This window comes from Actinomadura sp. DC4 (assembly GCF_030406325.1).
In the GTDB taxonomy this organism is placed as follows: domain Bacteria; phylum Actinomycetota; class Actinomycetes; order Streptosporangiales; family Streptosporangiaceae; genus Actinoallomurus.
This window is the reverse complement of the sequence record NZ_JAUEQY010000026.1, coordinates 107,867-126,080: the sequence shown is the minus strand read 5'-3', so window position 1 is coordinate 126,080 and position 18,214 is coordinate 107,867. Positions and strand designations below refer to the sequence as shown.

At 70.3% G+C, this 18,214-nt stretch carries 18 protein-coding genes and 1 pseudogene; 12 read left to right on the top strand and 7 right to left on the bottom strand.

The features are described 5' to 3' along the window. Positions 1 to 42: 42 nt before the first annotated feature. Both QWU11_RS34695 and QWU11_RS34690 read right to left on the bottom strand, forming a co-directional pair. The gene (locus QWU11_RS34695; protein WP_290118732.1) at positions 43 to 420 is read right to left on the bottom strand and encodes a hypothetical protein; all 378 of its coding nucleotides are present in this window, start codon (positions 418 to 420) and stop codon (positions 43 to 45) included. A 152-nt stretch (positions 421 to 572) separates the two neighbouring features. Beyond that, complete coding sequence (locus QWU11_RS34690) at positions 573 to 1,286, bottom strand: TetR/AcrR family transcriptional regulator (protein ID WP_290118731.1); 714 nt, start codon at positions 1,284 to 1,286, stop codon at positions 573 to 575. An 86-nt stretch (positions 1,287 to 1,372) separates the two neighbouring features. On the opposite strand from QWU11_RS34690, the gene QWU11_RS34685 reads away from it, so the two are divergent. The 3 genes and pseudogenes from QWU11_RS34685 to QWU11_RS34675 all read left to right on the top strand — a co-directional run. Continuing rightward, positions 1,373 to 2,305: an alcohol dehydrogenase catalytic domain-containing protein gene (locus QWU11_RS34685; protein WP_290118730.1), complete on the top strand. Its 933-nt coding sequence runs from the start codon at positions 1,373 to 1,375 to the stop codon at positions 2,303 to 2,305. A gap of 12 nt (positions 2,306 to 2,317) precedes the next feature. After that, complete coding sequence (locus QWU11_RS34680) at positions 2,318 to 3,286, top strand: zinc-binding alcohol dehydrogenase family protein (protein ID WP_290118729.1); 969 nt, start codon at positions 2,318 to 2,320, stop codon at positions 3,284 to 3,286. A gap of 263 nt (positions 3,287 to 3,549) precedes the next feature. Continuing rightward, a pseudogene (locus QWU11_RS34675) lies at positions 3,550 to 3,744 on the top strand (flavoprotein); the annotation flags it as partial. Positions 3,745 to 3,914: 170 nt separating this feature from the next. Here the strand turns inward: QWU11_RS34675 and QWU11_RS34670 are convergent. Beyond that, a complete protein-coding gene (locus QWU11_RS34670) occupies positions 3,915 to 4,391 on the bottom strand; it encodes a MarR family winged helix-turn-helix transcriptional regulator (protein ID WP_290118728.1) in 477 nt (158 codons plus the stop codon). A 141-nt stretch (positions 4,392 to 4,532) separates the two neighbouring features. On the opposite strand from QWU11_RS34670, the gene QWU11_RS34665 reads away from it, so the two are divergent. Then, complete coding sequence (locus QWU11_RS34665; RefSeq protein ID WP_290118727.1) at positions 4,533 to 5,285, top strand: SDR family oxidoreductase; 753 nt, start codon at positions 4,533 to 4,535, stop codon at positions 5,283 to 5,285. 23 nt (positions 5,286 to 5,308) lie between these two features. On the opposite strand, the gene QWU11_RS34660 is transcribed toward QWU11_RS34665, so the two are convergent. Then, complete coding sequence (locus QWU11_RS34660) at positions 5,309 to 6,058, bottom strand: glucose 1-dehydrogenase (RefSeq protein WP_290118726.1); 750 nt, start codon at positions 6,056 to 6,058, stop codon at positions 5,309 to 5,311. 116 nt (positions 6,059 to 6,174) lie between these two features. Here QWU11_RS34660 and QWU11_RS34655 point away from each other — a divergent pair, with 116 nt between their 5' ends. The 8 genes from QWU11_RS34655 (at position 6,175) to QWU11_RS34620 (ending at position 13,133) form a co-directional block, all read left to right on the top strand. Further along, complete coding sequence (locus tag QWU11_RS34655; protein WP_290118725.1) at positions 6,175 to 6,789, top strand: TetR/AcrR family transcriptional regulator; 615 nt, start codon at positions 6,175 to 6,177, stop codon at positions 6,787 to 6,789. 797 nt (positions 6,790 to 7,586) lie between these two features. Then, positions 7,587 to 8,315, top strand: a complete 729-nt coding sequence (locus QWU11_RS34650) for a YeeE/YedE thiosulfate transporter family protein (protein ID WP_290118724.1) — start codon at positions 7,587 to 7,589, stop codon at positions 8,313 to 8,315. Next, entirely contained in the window at positions 8,315 to 8,731 is a 417-nt protein-coding gene (locus QWU11_RS34645) for a YeeE/YedE thiosulfate transporter family protein (protein WP_290118723.1), read from the top strand. The genes QWU11_RS34650 and QWU11_RS34645 overlap by 1 nt, the downstream gene beginning before the upstream one ends. 199 nt (positions 8,732 to 8,930) lie before the next feature. Next, positions 8,931 to 10,091, top strand: a complete 1,161-nt coding sequence (locus QWU11_RS34640; protein ID WP_290118722.1) for a histidine kinase — start codon at positions 8,931 to 8,933, stop codon at positions 10,089 to 10,091. Then, positions 10,088 to 10,729: a response regulator transcription factor gene (locus tag QWU11_RS34635; RefSeq protein ID WP_290118721.1), complete on the top strand. Its 642-nt coding sequence runs from the start codon at positions 10,088 to 10,090 to the stop codon at positions 10,727 to 10,729. Before QWU11_RS34640 ends, QWU11_RS34635 begins: the two co-directional genes overlap by 4 nt. Positions 10,730 to 10,819: 90 nt before the next feature. Next, complete coding sequence (locus QWU11_RS34630) at positions 10,820 to 11,356, top strand: hypothetical protein (RefSeq protein WP_290118720.1); 537 nt, start codon at positions 10,820 to 10,822, stop codon at positions 11,354 to 11,356. Positions 11,357 to 11,442: 86 nt separating this feature from the next. Next, complete coding sequence (locus QWU11_RS34625; protein ID WP_290118719.1) at positions 11,443 to 12,387, top strand: ATP-binding cassette domain-containing protein; 945 nt, start codon at positions 11,443 to 11,445, stop codon at positions 12,385 to 12,387. Then, positions 12,384 to 13,133, top strand: coding sequence for an ABC transporter permease (locus QWU11_RS34620; RefSeq protein ID WP_290118718.1), 750 nt, complete (start codon positions 12,384 to 12,386; stop codon positions 13,131 to 13,133). Before QWU11_RS34625 ends, QWU11_RS34620 begins: the two co-directional genes overlap by 4 nt. On the opposite strand, the gene QWU11_RS34615 is transcribed toward QWU11_RS34620, so the two are convergent. Genes QWU11_RS34615 through QWU11_RS34605 form a run of 3 tightly spaced genes read right to left on the bottom strand, consistent with a single transcriptional unit; the run spans position 13,117 to position 18,212 of the window. Further along, positions 13,117 to 16,245 (bottom strand): BTAD domain-containing putative transcriptional regulator, encoded by a 3,129-nt coding sequence (locus tag QWU11_RS34615; RefSeq protein WP_290118717.1) that lies wholly within the window; start codon positions 16,243 to 16,245, stop codon positions 13,117 to 13,119. The genes QWU11_RS34620 and QWU11_RS34615 overlap by 17 nt on opposite strands. A gap of 45 nt (positions 16,246 to 16,290) precedes the next feature. Next, positions 16,291 to 16,944: a response regulator transcription factor gene (locus QWU11_RS34610; protein WP_290118716.1), complete on the bottom strand. Its 654-nt coding sequence runs from the start codon at positions 16,942 to 16,944 to the stop codon at positions 16,291 to 16,293. After that, positions 16,941 to 18,212 carry a sensor histidine kinase gene (locus QWU11_RS34605; RefSeq protein WP_290118715.1) on the bottom strand — a complete coding sequence of 424 codons (1,272 nt, stop codon included), beginning with the start codon at positions 18,210 to 18,212 and terminating at the stop codon, positions 16,941 to 16,943. Before QWU11_RS34605 ends, QWU11_RS34610 begins: the two co-directional genes overlap by 4 nt. Positions 18,213 to 18,214 lie beyond the last annotated feature (2 nt).

Sequence of the window (18,214 nt, the reverse complement as noted above, 5' to 3'; positions counted from 1 at the left end):
GGAGCCTCATGGGACATCGATCCGATCAGGTCGACCGGGCCATCAGGGGCAGGGCAGGCCGGGCAGGGGGTTGGTCTCGCTGATGATGTCCGAGTCCTTCATCCAGCCCCAGGCGCCGTTGTCGGCCTCGGTCCACTCCCATCGGTTCGGATGCGGACCGTTGTTGTTCTTCGCGCCTTCCTTGCGGCAGTTGAACCAGCTCGTGGTGGTGTTCATGTACCCGACCACGACGGGGTTGTCTCCCCGCGACCAGACCGGCGCCCCGGCCCTGTTGTGGCACCACCAGTGCCCGCTGGCGCTCCAGCAGTTGTCGGCGGCGACGGTCTTCGCGGTCGTCCGCGTGGCGGCGTGCGCCGCGGGGGCGACCGCCGTGAGTGCCGCCACCGTCGTGGCGGCGCCGGCGGCGATGGCCAGCGCCAATGACTTTCTACCCGCCGGGGCCGTCCGTGTTCCGAGCATGTCGGCGATTCCTTTCTGACGAAGGGGGGAGTGTGTACGCACTCCCGGTGACGCCCTAAGTCAAGGTCCCGTCGGCTTCACGTCCGCTTCGGCCGCGCTTCATCCCGGCGGGCTCAGCGCGCTATCCGGGCCTCGACGCCGTCCAGCAGTGCGGCCAGGCCGAACTCGAACTCCTCCCGGCTGCCCATGCGGGACAGTTCTTCGGCGTGAGCGACCATGATCGGGTGCCGGTGCGGGTCCAGGCCCTCGTACAGCCTCTGGCGCATCCGTTGCTCCTGTGGGTCCGCGGTGTCCACGCCCAGGTTGAACTGCACCGAGCCCACCACGAACGTGGCGAACGCCGACGCCGTCGCGTACGCCTCGCGAAGGCTCAGGCCGATGCCCGTGAACTGGCCGAGTGCGAACTCCAGGCCGGCCAGCGAGCTCGGGCTCAGTCGTTCGGTACCGCGCATGAACGCGACCAGTGCCGGATGCGCGAGCAGGAAATCGCGGAACGCGTGCGCCTGCCATTCCGCGGTCCGCCGCCAGTCCAGGCCCTCGGGCGGTGACGGCAGGCCCAGCACCACGGCCCGGTCCATGGCGACGACCAGGAGTTCGTCCCGGCTGGTGACGTGCCGGTACAGCGCGGCCTGACTGCACTGGAGCCGCTGGGCGAGACGACGCATGGTCAGCGCCTCCGCGCCCTCGGTGTCCAGCAGGGACAACGCGGTGTCGGCGATCAGAACGAGTGACAGCATCCGCCGGCGCCGCGGGCGGTCGTCGGCGTTCTCGGTCCGGGCGATCCACCAGGCCGCTGAGCCGGCCCGGATCGGCGCGGCGTCATCCATACGAACCCTTCTCTTGCGGAGCAAACTGCGTTCACTTAGCCTAAGTGAACATCGATCGCTTAGTGTACGTCATCGAGGAGACAGCAATGCTCGCGGTCAGGAACACCGAATACGGGATGCGCGCCGTCACGGTCGACGAGCCATCCGGGCCGGGCGTGCGGTTGCGCATCGCCTCTGCCGGGATCTGCGGCACCGACGTGTCGTTAGCCGCCCTGGGGATGCGCGACTTCACGTACGGGCACGAGTCGGCCGGAACCACTCCGGACGGCCGGGCCTGGGCGATCGAGCCCTCGCTCTACTGCGGCAGCTGCGCGGAGTGCGCGAGCGGCAACGTCCAGCGCTGTGACACCGAGGGGCACGGCGTGCTGGGGATCTTCCGGGACGGCGGGATGGCCACGGAGATCGTCGTACCGGAGTTCACCCTGCTCCCGCTCCCCGGCATGCTGCCGGTGGAGGACGCGTGCCTGGTCGAGCCGGGCTCGGTGGCCTGGCACGGGGTACGCCGGGCCCGGCTGGTCGCCGGGGAACGCGTCGCCGTCGTGGGCGGCGGATCCGTCGGCCTGCTGGCCGTCGCGGCCGCCCGCCGGATGGGATTCGAGGCCGACGTCGAGGCACGCCACGAGCACCAGAAGCGCGCCGCCGAGAAGCTGGGCGCCGGGCTCCCGCACGGGCGGTACGACGTGGTCATCGACGCGGCCGGCGGCCCGGCCGCGCTGGCCCGATGTGCCGAACTGGCCCGGCCGGGCGGCCGTGTCGTCGTGGTCGCCGTGTACTTCGAGACCGCCACGTTCCCCGGCCCGGCGAGCCTGGTGAAGGAACTCAGCTACATCAACGCCGTCGCGTACGACCACTGCGACGGCCGCCGAGAGTTCGCCGACGTGGCCGCGATGCTGGCGGACCAGCCCGTGATCGCGGAGACCGTCATCACGCACCGCTTCCCGCTGGCGGACGCGGCCGAGGCGTTCCGCGTGGCCGCCGACCGGTCCGCCGGCGCGATCAAGGTCGTCCTGCACCCCTGACCAGAGGAAGCGATGATGGAGATCAACGCCGCCGTTGTCCGCTCGTTCGACCACCCGCCCCGCTACGAGTCCTACGATCTGCCCGCACCCGCCGGCGAGGACGAGGTGGTCCTCGACCTACTCGCCGCCGGACTGCACCCCCGGGTCCGTACCGGAGCCTCCGGCCGGCACTACACCAGCACCGGCGAGCTGCCGATGGTCCCCGGCGTGGACGGCGTCGGCCGGCTCCCGGACGGCCACCTGGTCTACTTCGTGGCCGACGACGAGCTGACCGGCCCGATGGCCACCCGCACCGTCGTCGACGCGCGCCGGTGCGTCCCGCTGCCGGACGGTGTCGACGTGGTCAAGATCGCCGCCGCGATGAATCCGGCCATGTCGTCCTGGGTCGCGCTGCGCCGGCGGGTGCCGATCCGTACCGGCCATTCGGTGCTGATCCTGGGCGCCACCGGCAATGCCGGTCAGATGGCGATCCAGGTCGCCAAGCGACTCGGCGCCGGACGAGTGGTCGGCGCCGGACGCGACCAGGGCCGCCTCGCCCTGCTGCCGGAGATCGGCGCGGACGCCACGGTCGCGCTCACCGACGACACCTACGCCTCCCTGGCCGAGGCGGCCTCCGAGGTGGACCTGGTGATCGACTACCTGTGGGGCAGGCCGGCCGGCTCCGCGATCATGGCGCTGCTGCTCGGCCGTACGGACCGCGGTCGTGAGCTGAACTGGATCCAGATCGGCGCGATGGCCGGTCCCACCGTCGAGCTGCCCTCCGTCGCCCTGCGCTCGGCGAACTTCCGGCTGCAGGGCAACGGCCAGGGCGCCGTGTCCGCCCGGGCCTACCTGGAGGAGCTGCCCGCGCTGGTGGACGAGATCGACCGCGGCGGGATCGCGGTCACCGCCCGTGCGCTTCCGCTGGCCGACGTGGAGTCCGTGTGGACCGCCCCCGAGGTGCCCGGCGTACGCACCGTGCTGGTCACCGAGGAGGTCTGAGCCGTGTCTTACGGCCGGGTTCGAGAAGTTCTTCGAGGACCTGGGAGAACCGGCGACGGTACCGAGCATGCCGACGCACGAGACCCGCAACCCGCCGGTCGAGGAACTACTGGCCGGTGGCAGGGCGATGGGCTGGGAGTTCGTGGAACCACGACCACGCCGCCTGCCGGGCTGACGACCGGCGGCGGTCGGTATCCGGGGCCGGGGGCGGGGGATCGCCGGCCCTCCGTAGATCCGTCGGCGAGTACAAGCATCCGGATGAGCCGGACGTTCTGCCGCCGGCCGAGGCGGTGATCGTCGCGCCCGCGACGGTGAACACGATCAACAAGTGGGCCGCGGGGATCTGCGACACCCTCGCCCTCGGGATCCTCGTGGAGGGCATCGGCCTCGGCTTGCCCATCGCGGCGATCCCGGCGTCGAACCGGGCGCACACCTCCCACCCCGCGTTCGTGCAGAACATCACCCGCCTCCGCTCCTGGGGCGTCACGGTCATCTGGGAGACCGGCGGCTATCCGGCGTTCGATCCGGTCACCGGCGGCAACACGACGCCGATCCCCTGGCAGGCCGCGCTCGACGCGAAGACCGGATCAGCGCGAGTCGGATGCGGACCTCACCGTCGCCGGAAGACTCAGCAGTCGGTCTCGGGGGTCAGCGCCTCGCGTTGGGCGGTCTGGGCCACGCGGGTCAGCAGGAGGCGTAGCCGGCGGGTGTCGTCTTCGTCGAGGTCGGCCAGCAGGCGCTCCTCGGCGAGGGTGAGGCGCCGCTGAGTGCGTTCGAGCTCGGCGCGGCCCTCTTCGGTGATCAGGACCTGGCGTGCCCGCCGGTCGCGGGGGTCGGGCCGGCGGGTGATCAGCTGAAGCGCCTCGAGATCGTCGAGCAGGTACGTCGTGACGGTGCGATCGAGGTTCACCTGCTGGGCGAGGGCGAGCTGGGACGGCGGTTCGCCGGACGCCAGGGCGACCAGGACCAGATAGCCCCTCGGCCCACCCGGCAGGTCCTCGACGGAACTGGTGGCCACTCGGTGGAAGGCCGAGGAGACCATGCGGATGGCCCACCCCAGATCCCCTTCGAGTCCGGGGCCGGCGGCTGAAGTCGAAGCGCTCACGCCGCCAACCTACCGCACCATGCGGCACGACAGATGTTCTTGCGAGCAGAACATCTGTCGTGCATAGTTCTGGCGGAAGGTGTGCGTCCTCCGGCGACCCGGCCGCGTACGCACCCACGTGAACAGGAAAGAGGGATCCCTATGAGTGCCAGCACGCCCTTGCGGGGCAGCATCGCCCTGGTGACCGGAGCGACCTCGGGCATCGGCCGTGCCGTGGCGGAGCGCCTGGCCGAACAGGGCGCGAGCGTCGTCCTGCACGGCAGGGACCAGGCCCGCGGTGACGCCGTCGTCAAGGAGATCGCGGAGGGCGGCGGATCCGCCCGGTTCGTCGCCGCGGACCTGGCCGACGCCGAGGACACACTGCGGCTGGCCGCGGAGGCGGGTGAGGTGGACATCTTGGTGAACGGCGCGGGTGTCTACCACTTCACGCCGACCGCGCAGACCGACGCCGCCGGGTTCGATCGGCACATCGCGGTCAACACCCGAGCGCCGTTCCTCCTGGTCGGCGCGCTCGTTCCGGCCATGGCCGAGCGAGGGCACGGTGTGGTCATCACGATCGGGTCCAGCGCCGCCAGGACACCCGCGCCGATCGGTGCCGCCCACGGAGCGTCCAAGGCCGGCGTCGAGATCCTCACCCGCTACTGGGCGACCGAGTTCGGCGGCAGCGGGGTACGGGTCAACACCGTCTCACCCGGCCCGGTGAGGACCGAGGGCACCTCCGCCATGTTCGGCGACAAGCTCGCCGTACTGGACCGGGTCAATGCCCGGGGCCGGGCGGGGGAGCCCCGCGAGATCGCCGAGATCGTCGCCTTCCTCGCCGGCCCCACGAGCAGCTACGTCAACGGCGCGATCCTCTTCGCCGACGGCGGCGAGGTCAGCACGCTGCCCGGCTGAGGCCCGCCCGTCCGGCGGATCGCTCAGATCTGGTTGAGGCCACCGTCGACGTACAGGTCGATGCCGGTGATGAAGCTGCTCCGGTCGGAGGCCAGGAACGCGATGGCGTCGGCGACCTCCTCGGGCCGGCCCATCCGGCCGAGCGGTACCTGGCCGGTGAGGAAGTCCCTCAGCTGTCCGGCCTGTTCCTCGTCGGGGGCCAGGCCGGTGATGCCGGGTGTGTCGATGGGTCCGGGGCTGATCGCGTTGACCCGGATGCCGCGCCCCTTGAGCTCGTTGGCCCACGTACGGGCGAAAGAGCGGATGGCGGCCTTCGTGGCGGCATAGACGCCGAACGCCTCGGCGCCGCTGTTGGCGGCGGTGGAGGAGGTCAGGATGACCGACGCACCCTCGTTGAGCAGCGGCAGCGCCTTCTGCACGGTGAACAGCGTGCCCTTGACGTTGATGTCGAAGGTCTGGTCGTAATGCTCCTCGGTCACCTGCTCCAGCGACGCGAAGGAGCCACCGCCGGCGTTGGCGAACAGCACGTCCACCCGGCGGCCCTGCCGCTCCACCGTCGCGTACAGGCGATCGAGGTCCGCCAGGTCCGACACGTCGCTCCGCACGCCGACGGCGCTGGGGCCGATCTTCTCCACCGCCGCGTCCAGCTCCGCCTCGCGTCGGCCGGTGACGAAGACGTACGCGCCCTCCGCCGCCAGCCGCCGGGCGGCGGCCAGTCCGATTCCGGTGGTGCCGCCGGTCACGATCGCGGTCTTGTTCTCGAGCGAATCCATTGGTCTATCTCCCCATTTACCTGGCACAATTTAGGTACCGTTCGGTACGCAATGGAAGCTAGCACACCGCGCAGGACTTGTGTACCGAGCGGTTGCGGAGTGGCTATCATGAGGGCATGAGCGCCACTCAGCGGCCCGTCATCGGCCGGCCGCGCGGTTTCGACCTCGACCAGGCGCTGGACCGCGCGGTCGAGGTGTTCTGGCGCCAGGGCTACGAGGGCGCCTCGCTCAGTGACCTCACGGAGGCCATGGGCATCAACAAGACCAGCATGTACAAGGCCTTCGGCAACAAGCGGGACCTGTTCGACCGGGCGCTGTCCCGGTACGCCGAGATCGACATGGCCTACGCACGTGAGGCGCTGGCCGCCCCGACGGCGCGGCAGGTCGCCGAGATCTTTCTGCGGGAGAACATCAAGGCCGTGACCGCGCCCGGCCGGCCGGCCGGATGCTTCTCCATCCAGAGCGGCCTGTCCTGTGGCCCGGCCAACGCCGACGTCTCCGTGACGCTGGCACGCGCCCGCAAAGCGGGAGAAGAGGCGATGCGTGACCGTTTCCGCCGAGCGCTCCAAGAAGGCGATCTGGCACCTGGAAACGACCCGGACAACCTCGCCCGCTACATCACGACCGTCTCCGAAGGATTGGCCGTACATGCCGCCGCCGGAGCCACGCGCGAAGATCTGGCTCGCGTCGTCGACCTGGCACTGCGCGCCTTCCCCGGTGTCGAGACCTAATCTTCGGCGCTTCACCTGGGCGGGTTCATCAAGGCCGGGCCGAACTGCTCTCGTCCATTGATGTTGACGCCTTCGTCGTTACCGCGGTCGACGATGAAAGGCGACTATCTGCCTTTATCTCGGCGCCTCCGTCGATGACGTCCTCGCCTCGTACCGCTCGGCCGGAAGCCTCCACACCGACACGGTCATCGGCGATCTGCACGCGTACATCGCGCCCGGTCGCGCCGCCTGGCTCTGGCGGGCTGCCGAGACCGTCGTCGCCGACGACCCACATTACCGACCGGCAATGCATCGTACGGGTCCGTGGACAGTCCTCAAAATGATGTAACTGGCCACTGACATGCGAAAAGAGTTGCCCGAAGACACGCAGAGTGCTTGGCCGTCTCCGAATCCATGACCATGCCGGATCGTGTCAGTTAAGATCACTATCCGAATTGGTCAACGACCAGAGTGTGCCCAGGCCATCTATCTCGACCAGGTGGCGTACGTCTGTCGGATCGGAGCGGCGTGCCCTGTTCACACATCGCCGGTTGTCCCCTCTTTCCGCTGCTGAATACGAGTTTGCGTGGCTGGCGGAACCATTACTGCGACAGCCAGGACCATTGGCTTGACTGCGCCCGGTACAAGATGGCACTCGAGGGCAAGCCTGTGCCGATCTCGCTCCTGCCCAACGGGAAGCAGGCACACCACCTCGACCGGTTCGGCTCGAGCCAGCTCGGGCAGGCACCCCCACCTCCGCGACAGGCACCGCCGCCTCCGCGACAAGCACCACCGCCCCGGCCGCCCGAACCCCGCTCATGGGCCGCGCAGCGCCGAGACGACCCGTTCGCGCGGTCCCGGCGGAAAGAACCCACGCGCCGTTGGTGGACACGGCTCGCCAATTGGATGAGAGGTCCCGCATGAGCTACTGGCCCTGGTGGGCGGGGGCAATCGGTCTCGCGCTCGTCACCGTCAACTACACCCTGACCACGGACAAGTCATTCGGGGTGTCCTCGGCATGGGACCGCGTCCTGCACTGGCGCGCCGAACGCCGTATCGAGCAGATGGAAGCCGAGTTCACCGATGAGCGCGCCCTCGTCGACGCGCTTTCCGCCGCCACCGCCGAACACTTCGGAACCCTTCCCGAAGCGCCCGCACACGACCCCGCACACGACGTCGCGCCACCGGCGGCGGAAAGCGCCCCGATCGCGAATCGGCGTTCGGTACCGGTGGCCGCCCAGGCGGCCTTGCTGATCTCGGTCTTCGTCGGTGGCTGGGTGGCGGCCGTCACCAGCGGGCGGTTCAAGCTCCGCGGGGACATGGGCGAGGGTTTCCGCCAGATCGTCACCGCCGACCGGCCCACCATGTTCGCGGTGCTGTTCGTCGGCGGCATCCTCGTCGGCTTCGGTACCCGCCTCGCCGGAGGGTGCAGCTCCGGTCACGGCCTCAGCGGCTGCGGGCGGCTGCAGCCGGTCAGCATCGTCGCGACCGCTGTGTTCTTCGGTACGGCGGTCCTCGTGTCGTTCCTGCTGTGGAAGGTGATCTGATGCGTACCCGTGGCGCGTTCCTGATGGCCAACGTCATCGCCGGCCTGGTCCTCGGCTTCGTCGTCGCCAACATCGGCTTCGGCGACTACGCCCAGCTCAACCGCATGTTCACCTTCCAGGACCTGCGCATGTTCTTCGCCTTCGCCGGCGCCGTGGCGATCATCGTGGTGGTCTTCGCGGTCGTCGGTGTCCGCCGTACGCGCGGCCGGATCCACGCCGGCGTCATCCCGGGCGCCGTGCTGTTCGGTACGGGCTGGGCGATCTCGGGTGGATGTCCGGCGATCCCGATCGTCCAGGTCGCCACCGGCTACCTCCCCGCATTGGTCACGATCGCCGGCGTCGCCGTCGGCATGTGGCTCTGTCGCTGGGCCAACGCGAAGTACTTCCACCTCGACCGCGGCTCCTGCGGGCTGTAACGCGATCTCGACCCGGAGAAAGACCTCGGAGCCATCGGGCCCCGGGGTCTTTTCGCGCGCAACGGGTGGAGCCGGACGTCCACCCGGGATAGGGCGGCCGACCCACGACGACGAAGCTCTGGTTTCCTAGGGTCGGCGGGGTCCAGTACCGGCAGAGGAGGCGGCTCCGATCCATGCGATCAGCGGACGATGTCTCGCGATGAACGCCGAGCCTGACGACACACGTCCCGCCGGCGACGCGCGGTTCGCCGACGAGCTGATCCGGCCGCTCGTCATCGGGGCCGTCTTGGTGGTGAGCCTGATCCAGTTCGTCGAGCGCCCGCCGGACCTGTTCGCCTGGGGCCTGGCGGTGGTCACCATCGCCGCGGGGGCCGCGTGTTCGTACGTGCCCTGGCGTCATCTGCCGGACGTCGTGCAGATAACGCTCGTGTCGGTGTTCATGGCCGGCGGCGCGATGTTGTTCCCCTTCGCGCACGACACGGCGGCCATGGCACTGGTGTTCCTCGCCTCCGTCACCGCCGGGGAGAAGCTGGCCTCCCGGCGGGCCGCGTTCGCCATCGTCGGCGCCGGGATGGCCGTCACGGCCGCCGCGACCTGGGGCGCCACCGCTGTGCTGCACGTGCCGTACGACTCGTCCTGGTGGACTCCGGTCGTCGTCGGCCTGCCCGTCTACATCGGCCTCGCCCGCCGGGAGAGGGCCGACGCACTGGCCGCCTCCGACCTCGCCGCCCGTCAGAGCCGGCGCGCGGCCGCGTCCGAGGCTCGGGAGGCCACGCTGGAGGAACGGGGACGTATCGCCCGGGAGATCCACGACGTACTCGGCCACGCCCTGTCGAGCGTCGCCGTGCAACTGGACATGGCGGACGCCCTGCACGGCGAGGGCCGCGACCAGGACGCCAACGAGGCCGTACGGCGAGCGCGGGCCCTGGCGGTGTCGGGGATCGGGGAGACCCGCCGCGCGATCCACGCGCTGCGCGAGGACACGTTGCCGCTCTCCGAGACCATCGCCGGGATCGCGTACGGGAGCGCGGCCGGGTTCGAGGTCGCGGGTGAGCCGGACGAGGTACGGGTCGAGGTGGCCCAGGCGGTCATCCGTACGGCACAGGAGGCGATCACCAACGCGCACCGGCACGCGCCCGGCGCCGAGGTGAACCTCCTGCTCGCCTACACCGACCGGCAGGTCCGGCTCACCGTCACCGATACCGGAACGGCCGAGCCCGGCGCCCCGGACCATTCGGGCGGTGGGATGGGCCTGGTCGGGATGCGTGAGCGCGCCGGCCTGCTGGGGGGCGCTCTGTACGCCGGCCCCGCCGAACCGCCGGCCTCGGGGTGGATCGTCCGACTGGAGCTGCCGCGATGACGCCGATCCGGTTGCTGGTCGTCGACGACCAGGCCGCGATCCGGGACGCGCTCGCGGTCATGCTCGACCTCGACCCGGACATCACCGTGGTCGGTACCGCCGCCAACGGCGAGGAGGCGGTCACCGCGGTCGAAGAGCACGACCCGCAGGTCGTGCTGATGGATCTGCACATGCCGGTCATGGGCGGAGTCGAGGCCACGAGCCGGATTCGAGCCGCCCGGCCCGGTCTGCCGGTCGTGGTGCTGACCACCTTCGAGGACGACGAGTCGATCCTCGCGGCGCTGCACGCCGGCGCCCGCGGCTACCTCACCAAGGACGCGGACCGCGCGAAGATCGTCCAAGCCGTACGCGGCGCGCACGCCGGGCAGGCGGTCCTCGACCCCGATGTGCAGGCGCGGCTCCTCACCCTCGCCACCCGCACGCCCGCTCTGGAGACGGCCGTTCCGCTGACCGTACGGGAACGAGAGATCCTCGACCTCATCGGCCAGGGTCTGCGCAACAACGAGATCGCGCGGCGTCTCTACATCACCGAGGCCACTGTGAAGACCCACATCAACAATCTGTTCGCCAAGGCCGACCTGCACTCGCGCGCCGATGCCGTACGGCTGGCCCTCACCCTCGCCGGGAGACGGCCTTAGGGCGGGTGGAGATCGGGTGGGGTTTCGATCCACCCGATCTGGGTCGACCGACCGATGTGGGGAACGGGTTCGAATTCCTACCTTGCCGCCATGGACATGAGCGTATGGATTTTGAATCTGGCGGTCCTCTTCGTCGTGCTGGAATCGGATCTGGGCACGCGGAGGGTCTCTCGATTCCGGGTGTTCCGCCCGGTCGTCACCACCGCCGCCATCGTGCCGTTCTTTCTCGGCCATCTCGCCACCGGCGGGTACGGCCTGGCGCTGGAAGTCGCCGGCACGGCCGCCGGGCTTCTGCTGGGACTGCTGGTCAGCTTCTTCATGCCCGTACACGAAGGCGTGGCCAAGGGCCGCCGCTGTGCCAAGTCCCGTGCCGGAATCGGCTACGCGGTGACATGGCTCGCCGTGGTCGGCGCACGCATCGGCTTCTCGTACGGCAGCGAGCACGTCTTCAGCCGGCAGCTGGGCGAATGGATGGCCACCCATTCGGTCTCCTCGGACGCCCTCACCGACGCCCTCATCTTCATGGCGGTGATCATGATGCTCACCCGTACCGCCCTGCTCCACGTCAGGGCCCGGGCGGTACTGACCGGCCCCCGGCCGGCCCACGCCTCTCTGCCGGTCGAATGAGCGACCTGCCCTGACAAGACGGCGTGCCATGGGCCGTGACAGGTGCGTGGCGGAGGCGTGTCAGAGGCGGCGCCGATGGTGGTCGCATGACAAGTTCAGCGATCGCGGTCTCAGGGCTGCGGAAGGCATTCGGGGACAAGGTCGTGCTCGACGGCATCGACCTCGAGGTGAAAGCGGGCTCGATCTTCTCCCTGCTCGGCCCCAACGGGGCGGGTAAGACGACGACCGTCAACGTGCTGACCACGCTGATGAAGGCCGACGGCGGGACGGCGAAGGTCGCCGGGTACGACGTCGCCACCGAGACCAAGAAGGTGCGCGAAGTGATCGGGGTCACCGGTCAGTTCGCCGCGGTGGACGAGCTGCTGACCGGCCAGGAGAACCTGCGGTTGATGGCCGATCTCAAACGCATGAGGTCCGAAGAGAGCAGGAAGAGGACCACCCGGCTGCTGGAGCGGTTCGACCTGGTGGAGTCGGCGCAGAAAATGGTGTCCACCTATTCCGGAGGAATGCGCCGGAAGCTGGATCTGGCGATGACGCTCATCGGCGACCCGCAGGTCATATTCCTGGACGAGCCCACGACCGGACTGGACCCGCGCAGCCGCCGGACGATGTGGGAGATCATCCGGGAACTGGTGGCGGACGGTGTCACCATTTTCCTCACCACCCAGTATCTCGACGAGGCCGACCACCTCGCCGACCGGGTCGCGGTGCTCCACCAGGGCCGCCTGGTCGCTCAGGGCACTCCGGGCGAGCTCAAACGCCAGGTTCCCGGCGGTCACGTCCGGCTCCGGTTCGCCGACGTCTCCGGGCTCGACGCGGCGGCGCGGCTCCTGACCGGCTCCACGCGCGACGACCAGGACCTGACACTGCGGATTCCCGGCGACGGTGAGGTGAAGTCGTTGCGGGTCCTGCTGAACAAACTCGACGAGCACTCGATCGACGCCGAAGAGTTCTCCGTGCACACGCCGGATCTCGACGATGTCTTCCTCGCCCTGACGGGCCGCTCCACGGAGACGGAGGCCGCGAAATGAGCGCCAAGCCCCATTCACTGGTCATGCTGCGCCGCAATTTCAAACACGTCACGCGGAATCCGACCTCGGTGTTCAACGCGGTCCTGATGCCGATCGTGATCATGTTGATGTTCGTCTACATGCTCGGCGACGCTTTCAGCGTCGGTGTCGACTACATCGACTACGCGACGCCGGGGCTGATGCTGCTGGCCGTCTGCTACGGGCTGGGGGGCACCGCGACGTCGGTGAACTCCGACATGACGAAGGGCATCATCAACCGCTTCAAGGCCATGGACGTCTCCCGCGGTGCGGTGCTGACCGCTCACGTCATCGCCAGTCTGCTGACCAATCTGATCGCCATCGCGGCGCTCATCGGCGTGGCATTCCTGCTGGGATTCAGCCCCTCGGCGGGTCTTCTCGACTGGCTCGGCGTGATCGGCATGATCGTGCTGCTCGCGTTCGCGGCCGGCTGGCTCACGGTCGCCCTGGGACTGGCGGCGAAGTCTCCGGAGACGGCGGGTATGGCCGCCGTGCCGCTGGTGCTGCTGCCGTTCTTCAGCAGCGCGATCGTACCGGCGGACAAGATGGGGCAGGGGCTCCGGCAGTTCGCGGAGTACCAGCCCTTCACGCCGATCATCGAGACCCTGCGCGGGTTGCTCAACGGCGCGCCGTCCTCCGGCGACGCGATCACGGCCGTCGCCTGGTGCGCCGGCATCGCGGTCGTCGGATACGTGTGGGCGCGTTCCACGTTCAACAAGCGAGCGTGACCGTGACCAGCTGAGACCAGCTCGTACCCGTCCCCTCCCGAACCGCCTCGGCGAACCCGACGTCGCCGAGGCGGTGCCGTACGGCCTGCTCGATCCGGGCCGCATCCGGATGGGAGCGATCCTGCAGTCCTCGTACGCCGGCGCTCGCCGCGAGCAGCCGCGCGGCCTGCCCGTACTCCTCGCGGCGCAGCGCCAGGTCGGCGACCCCGACGAGCACGTGCGCGATCATGAGGGGGTATCCCGCCTCCGACGCCGCCCGGAAAGCCGCCACACGGTGCGTACGGGCCTCGGCGAGATCGTCGGCAAGGTAGCCGAGCAGGTCGTGGGCCATCGCACGGATGTAGTCGCGCTCCGCCTCGTCGCCCAGCATCGTCGTCGCGACGCGGAGCTGCCGGTGCGCCTCCTCCGTGTCGCCGCTCCAACGGGCGAGTCCCGCCTTCGCGAAGGCCAGCTCGGCCAGCGCGTCGGGCCAGGTGACCCGTTCCGCGCACCGTTGCGCCTCGGTCATGGCGGCCGCGCTGGAGTCCTCGTCGCCCAGCAGCCAGTAGAGCTGCGCCTGTCGCGACCGCATCCGGATGACGTCCTCGACGGCACCGACCTCGGTGACGACGGCGATCGCCTGCTCGTAGCGCTCGCATGCGCCGGCGAGATCGCCGCGCGTCGCCATCCTGTCCGCCAGCTCGGTCAGCGCGAACGAGATCCCGAACCGTTCGCCGATCGCCTGGAACTCGGCGAGCGCCGTCTCGAGGCACGCGTCCGCGTCCTGCTCGTCCCGGCCCAGATTGATCCGCATCTTGCCGAGCTGGAGCCGGGCCAGGGCGCGGACCCAGGGATCCTCGTCGCCCAGCGCCGGTTCCCACGCGGACAGGAAGTCATCCGGCGCCCGCAACAGGTGTTCCAGCGGGGTGACCAGCGCCTGCCACGGGGCGCGGGACCCGCTGCGCCGGCCCAGCCGGTACGCCTCGTGGATCCACTTCGCCGCCTGGCGTTCGTCCCCCCGCCCGGAGCTCACGAACAGCACGACGAGCGCGTACGCCGTCGCCCGTACCTCGTCGGTCACCTCACCCGGCGTCTCGGTGGCCGCGATGAGCAGTTCGATGCCTTCGGCCCGGTGCCCGGCGAGCCACCAGTACCAGCCGGCGCCCGCCGCGAGCCGCATCGCGGCCTGCGCCTCCCCTGCCGCGAGCGCACCCCGCAGCGCGGAGCCGATGTTGTCGTGCTCGGCCTCGAGTACGGCGAGCCACTCCAGCTGCTCGGCGCGGCGAAGGTGCGGCTCCGCGGTCGCGGTGAGTTCGGTGAAGTAGGCGACATGCGCCTGGCGTGTACGGCCTGATTCGTCCGCCTCCGCGAGCCGCTGCCCGGCGTACTCCTTGATCGTGCCGATCAGCCGGTAGCGCGGTGCACCGTCATCCTCGGTGACCAGCAGCGACTTCTCGGCCAGCGCGGTGAGCAGCTCCAGCACCTGACCCCGATCGACACCGTCGCCGGCGCAGACCCGCTCGGCCGCCTCCAGGTTCGCCCCGTCCGCGAACACCGACAGCCGACGCAGGACCCTTCGTTCGGCGTCGGTGAGGAGCTCCCAGCTCCAGTCGACCACCGCGCGGAGCGTCTTGTGCCGCGGCAGTGCCGTACGGCTGCCGCTGGTCAGCAGGCGGAACCGGTCGTCGAGGCGGTGGGCGAGCTGGTCGACGGACATGGTGCGCAACCCGGCCGCGGCGAGTTCGATCGCGAGCGGCATCCCGTCGAGCGCACGGCAGACGCGTGACAACGTACGGGGGTCGGCCGCGAGGTCCTTGCGCACCGCGGCCGCCCGGTCGCGCAGCAGCCGTACGGCCGGAGAGGACTCGATCTCCTCGGGGCCGGCGTCCCCCTCCGGCAGGGCCAGCGGCTCGACCAGCCACAGCGCCTCACCGGTGATACCGAGCGGTTCCCTGCTCGTCGCCAGGATCCGCAGCCGCCGGCACTCCCCGAGCACCCGGTGGGCGAACGCCGCCGCGGACTCGATCACGTGCTCGCAGTTGTCCAGGATCAGCAGCGCCTCCCGCTCGCGGACCGCGGCGATGAGCCGGTCCGTGAGCTCCGCGCTCGGCGCCCCGCCGAGCAGAGTGTCCCGGAGGCCGAGCCCGGCGAGCGCCGCCTGCGCCACGTCACCGCCTGCGCCGATGGCCGCGAGCTCGACCAGCCAGACTCCGTACGGGAGGTCGCCGAGCAGCGTACGCGCGGTCTCGGTGGCCAGCCTGGTCTTGCCCGAGCCGCCCGTCCCGACCAGGGTGGTGAGCCGGTGCCCGGCGACGAGCTCGCGGACCGCGGCGACGTCGGCGTCCTTGCCGACGAAGCTGGTCAGCTCGGCGCGCAGGTTGGTCCTCTGGTTCTCCTCGCGGCCTCCGAGCTCGCCCCGCAGCAGAGCGACGTGCAGTGCGGCCAGCTCCGGCGAGGGGTCGACGCCCAGCGCGTCGGCCAGGGCCTCTCTCATACGCTGGTAGACGAGCAGTGCGTCGGTGTCGCGGCCGATCGCGACGAGGGCACGCATCAGGGCGGCGACGAGCCGTTCGCGCACCGGGTGCGCGGCCACCAGGTCGGTCAGTTCGGTGACCAGCTCGCCGCCGTGGCCGAGGCCGACCTCCGCGTCGTACCGGTCCTCCATGGCGGTCAGGCGCAGCCCTTCGAGCCGGGTGACCGCCGCGTCGAACGCCGCGCTGTCGGGCAGGCCGACGTCCTGCATGGCCGCGCCGCGCCACAGCGCGAGGGCCTCGCGCAGCAGCCGTACGCGTCGTGGATCATCGTCGTCGCGGGCCTGGCCGACGAGACGCTCGAACCGCACCGCGTCGACGGCGTCGGGCTCGACCGTCAACCGGTAGCCGTTCGTCCGCCCCTCGACCGACCGGTCCGGCAGCGCCTTCCGCAGACGGGAGACCAGGCGGTGGAGGGCGTTCGTCGCGTCGGCCGGCGGATGCTCACCCCAGATCCAGTCGACGAGCGTCGCCTTCGGGACCACGTGCCCTGGCCGGAGCGCGAGGGCGACCAGCAATCCACGAAGCCGCGCGCCCGGTACGTCGGCAAGGGCGCCGTCGTCGGTGCGTACCTCGAATGACCCAAGCATCCCGATCTGCACCCGGCCGATTTTGCCAGGGGCGACCGGCCTTTCAGCGAGCCGGCGTCAGGGATCTTCCGGTTCGGGCGGGGTGAGCAGGCCGCGGTTGTACGCCTCGGCGACCGCCGCGGCGCGGTCGCTGACGCCCAGCTTCACGTAGATGTTCAGCAGGTGGGTCTTGACCGTGGCCTCGCCGATGAGCAGCCTGGCCGCCGCGTCCCGGTTCGTCGTTCCGGCCGCGACCAGCGACAACACCTCGAGCTCCCGCCGGCTCAGCGGCTTGGTCTCCGGTTCGCGGACGCGGGTCATCAGCCGGGTCGCCACCGACGGCGAGAGCACGGCCTGGCCCAGGGCCGCCGCGCGTACCGCACGCAGCAGTTCGTCTCGCGGGGCGTCCTTCAGCAGGTAGCCGGTGGCGCCCGCCTCGATCGCCGGCAGGACGTAGCTGTCGGTGTCGTACGTGGTCAGCACGAGTACGCGCGCGGTGATGCTCTGCCGGGTCAGTTCGGTGATCGCGGTCAGGCCGTCCATGCCCGGCATCCGCAGGTCCATGAGGATCACGTCCGGCCGTAGCGCCCGGGCGAGGCGGATCGCCTCGGCGCCGTCGCCGGCCTCGCCGAGTACCTCGAAGCCCGGGTCGCGGGCGAACATGCCGCTCAGGCCGTCCCTGACCACGGGGTGGTCGTCCGCGATCAGCAGCCTGATCGGGGTGCCGGTCATGCGCCGGCTCCCGCGGCCGGGATGCAGGCCGAGATGGCCGTACCGGCGCCGGGTTCGGATTCGACCTGGAGTGTCCCGGACAGGCTCTCGACGCGCTGCCGCATCGCGACCAGGCCGAACCCGCCGTCCCGCGCGTCCGGGTGTTCGCCGAGCCGGGCCGGTTCGAAGCCCCTGCCGTCGTCACGTACGTCCAACGCGACCTCGTTCTCCATATAAGACAGTGTCAGCCCGACCTTGGTGGCCCGCGCGTGCTTGGCGACGTTCGCGAGTGCCTCCTGGGCCGTACGGAGCAGCGCGACGTCCACCGCCGGCGGCATCGGCCGTGCCGTACCGGTCGTGATGACCTGGACCCCGGTGCCGTGCAGCGCCGACCAGCGTTCGGCGACGCCGGCCAGCGCCTCGCCCAGCCGTACGGTCTCCAGCGCCTCGGGCCGCAGCGCGTGGACCGAACGCCGGGCCTCCGACAGGCTCTCCCTGGCCAGCCGGGTCGCCGCCTGGACGTGCCGGTGCCACAGCGCCTGATCGTCGGCGGACTGCTCGGCCGCCTGCAACTGGGTGACGATCCCGGTGAGCCCCTGCGCCAGCGTGTCGTGGATCTCGCGGGCCATCCGCTGCCGCTCGTCGGAGACCCCGGCCTCCCTCGCCTGGGTCAGCAGCTGCTGCTGCAGACCGGCGTTCTCGGCCATGCTCGCCTCGAGCCTGCGGTTCGCCTCGCTCACCTCCGCGAGGGCCTGCTCACGGAGATCGTCGTGCTCCTGGCCCTTGCGGCCGAGCCAGGCGACACCGCAGAAGGGAACGACGTTCACGGCGACGATCGCGAGGTAGGCGAGGACGCCGTAGACGTTCGTCTTGGGGACGTCGGTCGCCTGTGCGGTGCCCGCCACGATCGACACCCCGCTGATGGCGGCCAGCTCCGAAGGCCACGACAGGAGCCGGAAGGAGTAGATGTAGCCGGCGGGCGTGAAGAGCCCGAACCAGGGATCCCTGCTCACCAGGACCGCCATGAGCACGATCAGTACGGTCACGAACAGCGCCATGACCCGCGGCCGGTCGTGCCAGGCCGGATGCAGCGTGAACATCCACAGCATCCATGCCGCCGTCAGCGCGCACAGCGCGAGGTCGACGACGTAGGGATCACCGCTGGACCGCCTGATCGGCACCGTGATGACGGTCAGGACCGCCAGCAGGACGTACGGCCCGACGGACACGATCGGAAGCAGCCGCCCGCCGAACGGATCCCGTCTGGTGCGCGGCATCGGATCGTTCATCT